Source organism: Andreprevotia chitinilytica DSM 18519, assembly GCF_000711875.1.
Classification (GTDB): domain Bacteria; phylum Pseudomonadota; class Gammaproteobacteria; order Burkholderiales; family Chitinibacteraceae; genus Andreprevotia; species Andreprevotia chitinilytica.
This window is the reverse complement of sequence record NZ_JONM01000009.1, coordinates 33937-46422: the sequence shown is the minus strand read 5'-3', so window position 1 is coordinate 46422 and position 12486 is coordinate 33937. Positions and strand designations below refer to the sequence as shown.

Sequence of the window (12486 nt, the reverse complement as noted above, 5' to 3'; positions counted from 1 at the left end):
GCGCCAAGGACAATACTGGCTTGGCGCCTGTGCAACACGGAGCAGATGACACATGAGCAAGGAAACACTCGGTTTTCAAACGGAAGTTAAACAGCTGCTGCAGCTGATGATTCATTCGCTGTATTCCAACAAGGAAATCTTCCTGCGCGAGCTGGTATCGAACGCGTCCGACGCGTGCGACAAATTGCGCTTTGCCGCGACCCAGCACGCCGATCTGTATGAGGGCGACGGTGATTTGAAGATCCATGTCGCTTTCGACAAGGACGCGCGCACTGTCACCGTGACCGACAACGGCATCGGCATGAGCCGTGATGAGGTGGTCGCCAATATTGGCACCATCGCCCGCTCGGGTACCAAGGAATTCTTTAGCCAGTTGACTGGCGATTCAGCCAAAGACAGTCACCTGATTGGCCAGTTTGGTGTCGGTTTCTACTCGGCCTTCATCATTGCCGACAAAGTCACACTGACCACGCGCCGTGCAGGTGAGCACTACGCTACGCGCTGGGAATCGGCCGGTGATGGCGAGTACACCATCGAAGAAGTGCAAAAGGCTGGCCGCGGAACCGAGATCGTGTTGCACCTGAAAGAAGGTGAAGACGAGTTCCTGAACGATTGGCGCCTGCGCAGCATCATCACCAAGTATTCGGATCACATCAGCTTGCCGATCCTGATGAAGAAGCGGGCTGAGTACGACGACGAAGGCAAGGAAAAGCCGACTGATGAGCTCGAAGCGGTCAACCAGGCCAATGCCTTGTGGACACGTAGCAAGAGTGAAATCAGCGACGAGCAGTACAAGGAGTTCTACAAGCACGTTGCCCATGACTTCGAAGACCCATTGGCATGGAGCCATGCGCGCATCGAAGGTCGGCAGGAATATACCGAACTGCTGTATATCCCCACGCGTGCGCCATTCGACTTGTACGACCGCGATCGCCGCCATGGCGTGAAGTTGTACGTGAAGCGTGTCTTCATCATGGAAGACAGCGAAAAGCTGATGCCGCAATACCTGCGCTTCGTGCGCGGCGTAATCGATTCGGCCGATTTGCCGCTCAACGTCTCGCGCGAGATTCTTCAGCAATCCAAGGACGTTGAATCGATCAAGTCCGGTTGCGTGAAAAAGGTGTTGAGCTTGCTGGAAGATTTGGCCGAGAACCGCAAGGAAGACTACGCGAAGTTCTGGGCAGAATTTGGCAAGGTGATGAAGGAAGGTCCGGGTGAGGACTTTGCCAACAAGGAACGGATCGCCGGCCTGCTTCGCTTCGCGTCAACCGCCAGCGAAGGCGAAGGGCAGGGCGTTAGCCTCGCCGATTATGTTGGCCGATTGAAGGAAGGGCAGGACAAGATCTACTACATCACCGCCGATACCTTTGCGGCGGCGAAAAACAGCCCGCACCTTGAAGTGTTCAAGAAGAAAGGTATCGAAGTACTGTTGCTAGCTGATCGTGTGGACGAGTGGCTGGTGTCGAGCGTGACCGAGTTCGACGGCAAGAAGCTGCAATCGATTGCCAAAGGTGAACTCGACCTTGGTCAGTTCGAAGACGAGGCCGAAAAGAAGCAGCAAGAAGAGGCCGCCAATGAACTGAAGGATGTCATCGAAGCGATCAAGACTGCCTTGGGCGAACAAGTGAAGGACGTGCGCGTTACGCATCGTTTGACCGATAGTCCGGCCTGCCTTGTGGTCGAGAATTTCGATATGAGCGCCAACTTGGAGCGCTTGTTGAAGTCGGCTGGGCAAGAGGTGAAAAACACCAAGCCGATTCTCGAGGTCAACCCAGAGCATCTGCTGGTGAAAAAGCTCAAGGTCGAAACCGGTGGCGAGCGCTTTAGCGACTGGTCGCAGCTCTTGCTGGATCAAGCCTTGCTGGCCGAGGGCGCACAGCTCGACGACCCCGCCGGTTTTGTTAAACGGTTGAATGGTTTGATGCTGACGGTGGCTTGAGTCCGTTGCTGCATAAAAAAACGCCCCGCTTGCGGGGCGTTTTTCATTGTGTACGGTGGAGGGCTATTCGTGGATCGACTTGGTGTGTGCTGGAGTGCGTCTGGCCAGATTGCTATCCAGAAATTGCCGGCCATCACCCTTGAAATCGCCGAACTGCACGCCAGTGCGGAATTGATTGAATTCGTTGGAAAGCACGGTGTAGACAACACGACTTTTGACTTCAATGACCTTGGGGCGCTGTCCGGTAACAATCGGGGGGATGGAGATGAGAACCGTAACGCGGTCAGCTGGGGGCAGGCTGTATTCGGAATGCAGGCTGAAGCCGCCTTTCGAGATGTCGAATATCCGACCACGGAAGGAGAGGCGTTGCTCTGCTTCGCCATAAATAATGGCGACCTTCCAATTGACGAGGTAACGCGTTTCACCGCGAGATTCCCAGTCGGTTCGGAGATTGTCGGAAAACTCGTCGTCCATCATCGACGCGTTATGCATCGGTGTCCGTCCGCTGATTAGTCGTTGATCACGGTGTCATGATACGCCATGCCGCAGCCAGAAAAAGCAAAACGCCGGGACGAATCCCGGCGTTTTGCTTTGTATTGGTGCCGACAGTGAGACTCGAACTCACACAGCCGAAGCCACTACCCCCTCAAGATAGCGTGTCTACCAATTTCACCATGTCGGCTTAATTCTTCGTCGCTGGTTGTAGGGCTACGCGACGAAGACCGACATAATAAAGGTGAGGCGCTGCCTTGTCTATAGGCTGGTCATGCTTGTTTCCCGGCTGTAAATTCTGCTGCTGGAAACGCTATGTGTTCTTCGGCATGCCGCTATGCTGAACGTGGCATGCAAATATCGTTTCCATTCACGTAGCCAATTCCTCTGACTTATGAGCAGCTCTCTTCGCGCCATTTTGGAGCAAGCCAATCTTGAAGACCGCTTCCCGGAGCGGTTGGCTGCCCAATTCCCGCGTATTACCGAGAAGATTGCCGAGATGTGGGGGCAGGATGCGCTCGCCAGCTATTTCGAAGATTTGTTGATCATGGATCGCCCTGACCGACAGGGTTTTCCGCCCGAGATCGGCATGGAGTTGATGCTGCTGTCGATTGCGTACGATGTTTGGCGCCACAAGCCGGCCGAGGTAGAGGACGTCTGGTCGCACGAGCGCATCCAGGCGCAGGATGTGCTCGAAGCGATGGGACTCAAGCCGACCGTGCGTGAATTCCATCGTAGCGTCAGCAGCGGCGATGACGCCGTTATCTCGCTGTATATGAAAGCCGGTATGACGCTGGAGAGTGAGGACGAGTTAGGCTGGACGGCGCTGCTCCGTTTTGCATTCGATGGTAACCACACGATGGTGGGGCAGGTGCTGCAACGGGGCGCCAACCCGCTCGCGCACGACCGCGATGGCTACAGTTCGCTGCACTGGGCGGCACTCAACGGGCATGATCAGGTGGTCAAGGTGCTGATCGAGCAACATGCCTCGGTCAACGCAACCAGCCGGAATGGCTTTACGCCGCTGATCCAGGCGGCGAGTCGTGGTCACATCGGCATTGTGCAGCGTCTGATCAGTGCTGGCGCGCACGTCAATCAGGCGACGGATGACGGCTGGACCGCCTTGCATAAGGCGATTGCCAATGGCCATGTAGAGACCGCGATCAAGCTGTTGGATCTGGATGCCGATCCGCTGGTCCCGTATCGGGATGGCACGACGCCACTACAGATGGCAGTGGACCGCGAAATGCACCGTTTGCGCGAAGTCATCCAGTTGACGCTGAAGTTGCGGCAGCGACGTGAAAGCGCCACGGTGAGCGAGCCTGGGGCGCACGACTCCCCAGGATTGAAGCCCCAGCGTTAGCAAGGCAGCAACACACATAACAAAGCCCCGCTCATTACTGAACGGGGCTTTGTCTTTGGTTGGCGATCAGTGACGGCGCTTAGCCAACGCTGATAACGCGACCCCGGCGATTGGTCGCCGTAAACGCCGCCAGTTTCACCTTGCCGCTGACGGCCACTGGTCCGCCGTAGATCGCAGACTTGCCGGTCGGCTCGCTGCCATCGGTGGTGTAGCGGATGACCACGCCGGGCGATTCGATATTGGCGAACAACTTGCCGCCCTCGATCTTCGCGCCCGGCACGGGTACACGATAGCCGTAACCACCGAGGAAACCATCCAGTCGTGGCAACTCGCGTTGGCCAAGACGGTTGGCGAACTGGTTCCAGTCGGCATCCATGCTGGCATCGCGCTGGGTCTTGTCAGCGATGAAGGTCCAGCCCGGATCTTTGGCCCAGGCACGCTCGGCCAGCGCCACGATACGCGGCATCGCCAGGTATTCCAGCCGGCCCTGATCGCGGATGTTCTCGCCCCACAGTTCGCCCTGAATGCCGATCACGTTCTTGGTGCCGGTTGCGGTCAGACGGGCCTTGTCTTTCAGCGCATCGCCCAGGTCATGCCCGAACAAATTGACGGTCGCGGTGGTGTAGATATCGAGCGGCACGAACTCCCACGCCTTGCGGGTATTGATGAAGCCGCCCCAGTAATAACCGGGCTCGACCGGGTCTTTTTCATACGCCAGATCGAAATACAGGTTGGTCACGTTGCACAGCACTACCTTGTAACCGGCGTTGGCCAGCTGATAGGCGAAATCTTCCTGGCCCCAGCCCCACACGTTGTTCCAGATGTAAGGACGGAAATTGGCGTTGACGAACTTCGGGTTCGGGCCGTGGTGAATGCCGCTGTCGGTCGTCTCTTTCTTCAGCGCAATTTCTTCCCAGCCGCCGAAGGTCAGGCCGTATTTCTTCAGGATGTCGCGGTAACGGGCGAGGAAGTGATCCTGCAGTTCCTGAATCGAGGTCAGACCATTTGCCTGCATGAATTTGCGACAGATCGGCGAGCCTTCCCATGCGCCGTGCGGAATCTCGTCGCCGCCGGTGTGCATGGTGGTCCAGGGCGCGCCAGCCTCGTCATACATCTCCTTCACGTCACGGATCATGGTTTCGATGAAGTTGTATGCGCCATCGCGGGCGATACAGATGACGTTGTCGGTCCACAGTTGTACCGATTCGTACTTGGATTGATCGTCGAAATCGACCAGCAGGTATTGCTCGGCTTCCGCCTGTTTACCTTGCTTGACCAAGCGGTCATAACGCACGTTCATCGCCTTGATGGCGGAGCGGGCGTGGCCCGGCACATCGAACTCCGGCACGACTTCGATATGGCGTTGGGTAGCGAACTTGAGGATTTCGATGAACTCGGCACGGCTGTAGAAACCCGTGCCATGCGAGCCTTCGACGTCCGCTCCGGAGCCGAAGCAGGGCACCAGATTGTCGGTTTCATCATGCGTGAAGCCACGACCGGAGCCGATTTCAGTCAGTTCCGGCAGGCTTGGGATCTCAACGCGCCAGCCTTCATCGTCGGTCAGGTGGAAGTGGAACTGGTTGAGTTTGTACAGCGCCATGCAGTCCAGCAGGCGCAATACCGATTCCTTGCTGGAGAAATTGCGGCCCACATCCAGATGCACGCCGCGATAAGCAAACCGCGGCGCATCGACCACCTTGCCATGCGGCACGGCCAGTTGCGGCAGCGGGTTGAGGAAGGCATCGATCGGGAGCAGTTGGCGCAACGACTGGATGCCATTGAACACGCCGTGAGCGGATGCACCAGTGATCGTGATGCCAGCGGCCGAGATATCCAGCGAATAGGCTTCGTTCGGTGCCAGCGTATCGGTCGCATTCACCGCGCCAATTTTCAGCGTGATGCCAGTGCCGGACGTAGCACGTTGCAGCCATACGCCGCTGACGTCATGCACGATGGTGCGCAGGTACGCGGCTTCGCTGGCCAAGTCAGCCGAGTGGACGATGCTGGTCGCCGCATCGATCACGAACTCGCCGCCGCCAAACGTGGCGGAAAGCGGTGTCGGCGTGATCTTGCCGATGTCTGCTGCCGGTAACTGCGTGAGCTTTTCGTTGGCGGCGTAGCGCGTGGCCGGGGTGACGGGCGGGACTTTGTCGTTGGCGTTGCGGTTGAGCACTTCCGGGCGAGTGAAGGGCACGATCTGCGGATCGCCAATGGCCTCGGCATGTGCCTTTGGTGTGCCATCGTCATATACGATGTAGAAACCCAGCAACGAATCGGTGTCCTGAATCACCCAGAACAAGCCGGTATAGCGAATCACGCGGGATTCGCCCGGGGCCAGCGCGCCGAATTCGGCCGTCGGCGTGAACTTGGAAAGATCGCCGTTCACGTGCGAGACGGTCACGCCGCCGGTCACGCTCTCCGGTTTGATCTTGCGCGCGGTGTTGAAGTACAGCCCCCAGCCGGAGCCGGTGAGCGGCACGGCTGAACGGTTGGTCAGTGTCAGCTCGGCGATGAAGTGGTCGCCATCATGGCCGTTCTGGATGCATTCCCATTTGAGTTGCAGATGCGCGCCGGCGGGCTGGCTCATTGTTGTTTTCTCCATCGGTGGTGGGTATTTTGGGTATTGCTTCGGGCGGGTAGCTACGCTAAGTCCGGCCTGGACGCTACAGTGTAGAAGCAATGCCTTATCCGTGCCAACCATGGCGGGCCCGCCGCCTTTCCTTACTCTTTTTCGGTACAATTACGCCTTTGATTTCCTGCTCCTTTTTACTCGGACCTATCCATGGCAGACGTCCTCAGCTTGCGCGGCGGCGCAGCACTTTCCGCTTTCCGTATCGAAAAACTATGTGCCGCGTTGGCAGAGCAGGGCATTTCGGCCCAGCTTTACGGCGAATACTGGCACTTCGCGGAAGTGAACGCGCCGCTGGATGCCGCAGAGCAAACCACGCTCGAACGCATCCTGCATTACGGCGATCTGGCCGAACCGGGCAAGGCGACGGGCAGCTTGCTGCTGGTGTTGCCGCGCTTGGGCACCATCTCGCCGTGGTCCTCCAAGGCGACTGATATCGCTGAACACTGTGGCCTGAAAAAAGTTGCCCGCATTGAACGTGGCCTTGCGGTTTACGCATCGAAAAACGGCGCGCCACTTTCCGCTGCCGAGAAAAACATCCTGCGCGACCTGATCCACGACCGGATGACCGAGCAAGTGTTCGAATCGCTCGACGCTGGCCGCGAACTGTTCCGCCACTTCGATCCGGCACCGTTCACTTCGGTAGATATCCTTGGTGGTGGCAAGCCCGCGCTGGAAAAGGCCAATGTCGAATTCGGCCTCGCGCTGTCGGATGACGAAATCGACTATCTGGTCGACAACTTCGGCAAGCTCGGCCGCAACCCGACCGACGTCGAGCTGACCATGTTCGCCCAGGCCAATTCCGAGCATTGCCGCCACAAGATTTTCAACGCCAATTACGTGATCGACGGCGAAGCGCAGCCGTACAGCCTGTTCGGCATGATCCGCGAAACGCACAAGGCCGCGCCGGCTGGCACGGTGGTGGCGTATTCGGATAACTCATCCGTGATCGAAGGCGCGACCATCGGCCGCTTCAACCCGCAGCCGGGCAGCCACGAATACGCCTACACCGAGCAGCAAACCCACATCCTGATGAAGGTGGAAACGCACAACCATCCGACCGCCATTTCGCCGTTCCCCGGCGCGGCGACCGGTTCCGGCGGCGAGATTCGCGATGAAGGCGCAACCGGCCGTGGCTCCAAGCCCAAGGCCGGCCTGACTGGCTTCACCGTTTCCAACCTCAACATCCCCGGCGCAATCCAGCCGTGGGAAGATCCTGCCTACGGCAAACCAGACCGCATCGCCAGCGCGCTCGACATCATGATCGAAGGCCCGATCGGTGGCGCGGCGTTCAACAATGAATTCGGCCGCCCGAACCTGACCGGCTACTTCCGTACCTTCGAAGAAGATTTCAACGGCGAGCGTCGCGGCTATCACAAGCCGATCATGATTGCCGGTGGCTTGGGCAACATCGCCGCCATCCACGTCGGCAAGAATGCCTTGCCGGACGGCAGCCTGCTGATCCAGCTCGGCGGCCCCGGCATGCTGATCGGCATGGGCGGCGGTGCGGCCAGCTCGATGGCAACCGGCGCGAATGCCGCCGATCTCGACTTCGATTCGGTGCAGCGCGGCAATCCGGAAATCCAGCGCCGTGCCCAAGAAGTGATCGACCGTTGCTGGCAACAAGGCGCCAAGAACCCGATCCAGTCGATCCACGACGTTGGCGCGGGCGGTATCTCCAACGCCTTCCCGGAACTCGTCAACGATGCTGGTCAAGGCGCGGTGTTCAACCTGCGCAAGGTCAACATCGAAGAGAAGGGCATGAGCCCTAAGGAAATCTGGTCGAACGAATCGCAAGAGCGCTACGTGCTGGCGATCTCGCCGGCTGACCTGAATGCCTTCGAAGCCATCTGCGAGCGCGAGCGCTGCCCGTTCGCCGTCATCGGCCGCGTGACCGACCGCAAGCAACTCGTGGTCGAAGACCCGCATTTCGGCAACAACCCGGTCGATATGCCGATGGAAGTGCTGCTCGGCAAGCCGCCGAAGATGACGCGTGACGTCACGCGCATCAAGCCTGAACTCAAGGTGTTCGATTCCTCCGCACTGGAAATCAAGGAATCGCTGTTCCGCGTGCTGCGTCTGCCCTCCGTGGCCAGCAAGAACTTCCTGATCACCATCGGTGACCGCACCGTCGGCGGCTACACCGCGCGCGATCAATTCGTCGGCCCGTGGCAGGTGCCGGTTGCAGACGTCGCCGTCACCGCGATGGGTTACGACACCGTGCTGGGCGAAGCGATGGCGATGGGCGAACGCACGCCGCTGGCGCTGATCTCCGGCCCGGCATCCGGCCGCATGGCAGTGGGCGAGGCGCTGACCAATCTCGCGGCTGCGCCGATTGCCAAGCTGGGTGATGTGAAGCTGTCCGCCAACTGGATGGCTCCGGCGGGCCACCCTGGCGAAGATGCCAATCTGTACGACACCGTAAAGGCCGTCGGCCTTGACCTGTGCCGCGAACTGGGCGTTTCGATCCCGGTCGGCAAGGATTCGATGTCGATGAAAACGGTGTGGGATGAGGCAGGCAGCAAGAAGCAAGTCACCGCGCCGCTGTCGCTGGTGATCTCCGCTTTTGCCCCGGTCACCGACGTACGCAAGACCCTCACACCGCAGCTCAAGCACGAAACCGATACCGACCTGATCCTGATCGACCTGGGCGACGGCAAGTGCCGCCTCGGCGGTTCGGCGCTGGCGCAGGTGTACAAGCAAGTCGGCCAATGGGCGCCGGATGTCGTCAACGTCGGCAACCTCAAAGCCTTCTTCGAGACCGTGCAAAAGCTCAATGCGGAAGGCAAGCTGCTGGCCTACCACGACCGTGGCGATGGTGGCCTGATCACCACCGTGGCGGAAATGATGTTCGCCAGCCATGTCGGCGTAACGCTGGAAATCGACGAAGCCTGCATCGAGCGCCGCCGCCGTGCCCGTGAAGATGGCGAAGTGAGCGAAGAAGACATCGCCCGTGCCGAAAACGGCCGTGCCATGGGCGTGCTGTTCAACGAAGAGCTGGGCGCCGTACTGCAAGTGAAGCGCCGCGACACCGCCGCTGTGATCGCCGCTTTTGCCAATGCCGGCATCCGTAGCGAACTGCACGTGATCGGCAGCATCAACAAGGACGACACGCTCAAGGTCAAGAAACGCAACCGCCTGCTGCTGGATGAGTCGCGTGTTTCGCTGCAAAAGGCGTGGTCCGAAACCAGCTGGCAAATCCAGCGCCTGCGTGACAACCCGGCCTGCGCCGATGCCGAGTTCGCTCGCGTCGACGACAAGGCCGACAAAGGCTTGTTTGCCAAACTGACCTTCGACCCGAGCGACAACATTGCCGCGCCATTCATTTCGGCAGGCACCAAGCCAAAAATCGCCGTTCTGCGCGAACAGGGCGTGAACGGCCACGTGGAAATGGCGGCTGCCTTCACCCGCGCCGGCTTCACCGCAGTCGACGTGCACATGAGCGACGTCATCAGCGGCCGTGTCTCGCTGCAGGATTTCCGTGGCCTCGCGGCTTGCGGTGGCTTCAGCTACGGCGACGTGCTTGGCGCAGGCGAAGGCTGGGCGAAGAGCATCCTCTTCAACGCTCGTGCCCGCGAAGAGTTCGAAGCTTTCTTCAACCGCGCGGATACCTTCGGCCTGGGCGTATGCAACGGCTGCCAGATGATGGCGAACCTCGCCAGCATCATTCCGGGCGCGCAAGCGTGGCCGAAGTTCACCCGCAATCAGTCGGAGCAATTCGAAGCCCGCTTCGTGATGGCCGAACTGCCGCAATCACCGTCGCTGTTCTTCGCTGGAATGGCCGGCAGCCAGATGCCGGTGGTGGTGAGCCACGGCGAAGGCTTTGCCAACTACAGCCAGCAGGGCGACATCAAGAACACCATCGTCGCCATGCGTTACGTCGACAACGCCGGCAAGGTCACCGAGCAATACCCGGCCAACCCGAATGGCAGCCCGAATGGCATTGCCGGCGTCACGACCGCCGACGGCCGCTTCTCGCTGATGATGCCGCACCCGGAGCGCGTATTCCGTACGCTGCAAAACTCCTGGCACCCGGAACAGTGGGGCGAGGATGGCCCGTGGCTGCGCATGTTCCGCAATGCACGCAAGTGGATTGGTTGATCATTGGGTTGATCGCCGCGCACCAACAAAAAGCCGACGGAAACGTCGGTTTTTTGTTGGTCCTTCCCTCGTTCCAGTAAGCGAGTGCGGGGGTGAGGTCTCGGCAAAATGACAGTCCTATTGCTGACTTTCCCGATGTTTACCTGTGCGACTCCCGACTAGCCTTGATTTCCCTGCAAGCTATCCAGAGGTCGCCCATGCATCGCCACTCCATCCGTTTCCGCTTGTCCGCCATCACCCTGAGTCTCGGCTTGGCGCTGTCCCCGCTGCTGGCATGGAGCGATACCGCAGCGCAGGCCGCGCCGGTCATCAAATACGACCTCAGTTATGACATCGTCCGCCCCGTCTATGCCGCCAACGGCATGGTCGCGACCGAGCAAAATCTCGCGACGCAGGTCGGTGTGGATGTCCTCAAGCGTGGCGGGAATGCAGTCGATGCGGCCGTTGCGGTCGGCTTTGCGCTGGCGGTGGTGCTGCCCAATGCTGGCAACGTGGCCGGTGGCGGATTCATGGTGATTCACGATGCCAAGACGGGTGCCAATATCGCGCTCGATTTCCGCGAAATGGCGCCCGCCAAGGCGTTCCGCGATATGTATCTGGATGACAAGGGCAATGTCGTACCCGGCAAATCGCTGTATACCCATACGGCGGTTGGTATTCCCGGCACCGTCGCTGGCCTGACCCACGCGCTGAAGAAATACGGCAGCATGCCGCTGGCCACGTTGATGGCCCCGGCGATCAAGCTGGCCCGCGATGGTTATCCGGTCAGCCGCGAGTTGGCGGTTTTGCTGAAGGAAGAAACCGATAACCTCGGCAAGTGGGAAGCCACCCGCGCCGTCTTCTTCCGCAACGGCCGGCCTTTGCAGGCGGGCGAGTTGTTGGTGCAAAAGGATTTGGCCAAGTCGCTGACACTGATCGCCGAACAGGGCGAGAAGGTGTTCTACGAAGGTGAGATCGGCAAGAAGATCGTCGCCGAAATGGAGCGCCACGGCGGTTACATCACGCTGGACGATCTCAAGAAATATCAGGTGATCGAGCGCAAGCCGGTGCTCGGCAACTACCGTGGTTATCAGGTCGTCTCGATGCCACCTCCTAGCTCGGGCGGCGTGCATATCGTGCAGATGCTCAATCTGCTCGAACGCTACCCGCTCAAGGATTACGGTGCCGACAGCGCGCAGGAAATCCACGTGCTGGCTGAATCGATGAAGCTGGCGTATGCCGATCGCTCGCAATATCTGGGTGACCCGGAATTCGTCAAAGTGCCGGTTGCGGCGCTGACTTCCAAGACGTATGCCGACGCGCTCGCCAAGGGCATCGATCCGGATCGGGCACGGCCTGCCGTCGAGATCAAACCGGGTCAGCTCGCGCCGTATGAAAGCGACCAGACCACCCACTTCTCGATTGCCGACAAGCACGGCAATGTCGTCGCCACCACCTACACGCTGAACCTGAATTTTGGCTCCGGCATTGTCGCCGCCGGCACTGGCATTCTGCTGAACAACGAAATGGATGATTTCTCCGCCAAACCGGGCGTGCCGAACGCGTTTGGACTGGTCGGCAACGATGCCAATTCCATCGCGCCGTTCAAGCGGCCACTCAGTTCGATGTCGCCGACCATCGTGCTCAAGGACGGCAAGCCGTGGCTGGTCACCGGCAGCCCTGGTGGCAGCCGCATCATCACGACCACGTTGCAGACCATCATCAACAGCATCGATTTCGGCATGAACCCGGCCGAAGCCGCTATCACGCCGCGCGTGCACCACCAATGGACGCCGGATCAGTTGCGCATCGAGAAGGGCATCAGCGCGGATACCCGCAAACTGCTGGAGCAAAAGGGCCACAAGTTATCGCTACAGCCGACCATGGGCCGCACGCAGACGATCCAGATTCGCGATGACGGGTTTTATGGGTTCTCTGATCCGCGGAATCCGGATGGTGCGACTGCCGGCTATTAAAGAACGG

General features: G+C 59.5%; 6 protein-coding genes and 1 tRNA gene. 4 read left to right on the top strand and 3 right to left on the bottom strand.

The genetic code is table 11. The features are described 5' to 3' along the window. The first annotated feature begins 52 nt into the window (after positions 1–52). Positions 53–1939, top strand: a complete 1887-nt coding sequence (htpG, locus tag BR41_RS12935; protein ID WP_035057318.1) for a molecular chaperone HtpG — start codon at positions 53–55, stop codon at positions 1937–1939. 63 nt (positions 1940–2002) lie between these two features. On the opposite strand, the gene BR41_RS12930 is transcribed toward htpG, so the two are convergent. Together BR41_RS12930 and BR41_RS12925 are read right to left on the bottom strand one after the other, a co-directional pair. After that, positions 2003–2431 carry a PilZ domain-containing protein gene (locus BR41_RS12930; protein WP_035057315.1) on the bottom strand — a complete coding sequence of 143 codons (429 nt, stop codon included), beginning with the start codon at positions 2429–2431 and terminating at the stop codon, positions 2003–2005. A gap of 105 nt (positions 2432–2536) precedes the next feature. Continuing rightward, positions 2537–2621, bottom strand: a tRNA-Leu gene (locus tag BR41_RS12925). Between the two features lie 204 nt (positions 2622–2825). Between BR41_RS12925 and BR41_RS22985 the strand changes: the two genes are divergently transcribed. Beyond that, a complete protein-coding gene (locus BR41_RS22985; protein WP_051710885.1) occupies positions 2826–3794 on the top strand; it encodes an ankyrin repeat domain-containing protein in 969 nt (322 codons plus the stop codon). Positions 3795–3873: 79 nt separating this feature from the next. Here BR41_RS22985 and BR41_RS12910 read toward each other — a convergent pair whose 3' ends face one another. After that, on the bottom strand, positions 3874–6381 hold the full coding sequence (locus BR41_RS12910; protein WP_035057306.1) for a beta-N-acetylhexosaminidase: 2508 nt from the start codon (positions 6379–6381) through the stop codon (positions 3874–3876). Positions 6382–6576: 195 nt separating this feature from the next. Here BR41_RS12910 and purL point away from each other — a divergent pair, with 195 nt between their 5' ends. Together purL and ggt are read left to right on the top strand one after the other, a co-directional pair. After that, positions 6577–10524, top strand: coding sequence for a phosphoribosylformylglycinamidine synthase (gene purL, locus BR41_RS12905; RefSeq protein WP_035057303.1), 3948 nt, complete (start codon positions 6577–6579; stop codon positions 10522–10524). A 197-nt stretch (positions 10525–10721) separates the two neighbouring features. Then, the gene (ggt, locus tag BR41_RS12900; RefSeq protein WP_035057300.1) at positions 10722–12479 is read left to right on the top strand and encodes a gamma-glutamyltransferase; all 1758 of its coding nucleotides are present in this window, start codon (positions 10722–10724) and stop codon (positions 12477–12479) included. The last annotated feature ends 7 nt before the right edge of the window (positions 12480–12486 follow it).